The sequence below is a fragment of the Aquimarina sp. RZ0 genome, from assembly GCF_008370685.1.
Taxonomy (GTDB): domain Bacteria; phylum Bacteroidota; class Bacteroidia; order Flavobacteriales; family Flavobacteriaceae; genus Aquimarina.
The window spans coordinates 1-878 of the sequence record NZ_VTZU01000240.1; the positions used below are offsets into that span (position 1 = coordinate 1).

Consider the following 878-nt stretch of genomic DNA (forward strand, 5'->3'; position numbering starts at 1 on the left):
TAAACTTATGTCTATAAACACACTCGTACTTTAATGTTTTAAAGAAGGATTCTGCTACAGCATTATCCCAACAATTTCCTTTTCTACTCATAGATCGAGATATTTTCAGGTTTGAATCTAGTAAGTTTTTCATTGTATTAGATGCATATTGTACTCCTCTATCAGAGTGAAAAATATGATTATCAGAAATAGGCCTTTTTTTCTTAGCTAGCAACCAAGTTTTATAAATAGTATTTTGTGTAGTCATATCCTCACTTAAATTCCAAGCTAGTATTTTCCTATCAGCTAAATCAAGAACCCTAGTTAAATAATACCACCTTCTACCAATTCTTATATATGTAATATCTGAAACCCACTTTTCACCTAATCTAGTACTTGAAAACTCTCTATTCAAAATGTTCTTAGGAATCTCATATGAATGATCAGAGTCAGTAGTGATCACATACTTTTTACCAAGTACACTTTTCAAACCTAATTTCTTCATTAAAAAAGCAATATAAGAGCGACTATAATAAATATATTCTCTTTCTAAAACCTTTTGAATACGACTACTACCGTAGATTTGGTTGTTCTCATTAAAAATAGTTATAATCCTATTTTTCAAATATTTTAAGCTCTGCTTTTCTCTATCTATATTTTTTGTTTTTAACCAATTGTAGTAACTACTAGAACTAACTCTCATACAACTACACATCTTCTCAACAGGAAAATTACCTTTATTCAACAAAATAAACTGATATCTCACCTGTCGCTCGCGGAAAAGATGCTCACCGCCTTTTTTAAAATATCGCGCTCTAACTTTATGTTTCTTAACTCTTTTTCTAAAAGTTGAATACGTTTTTGATCTTCTGATAATACTGATACACTTGTAAAGTTAC

At 29.8% G+C, this 878-nt stretch carries 1 pseudogene; it reads right to left on the reverse strand.

The annotated features are described in order from the left end of the window. A pseudogene (locus F0000_RS27485) lies at positions 1–878 on the reverse strand (IS3 family transposase); the annotation flags it as partial.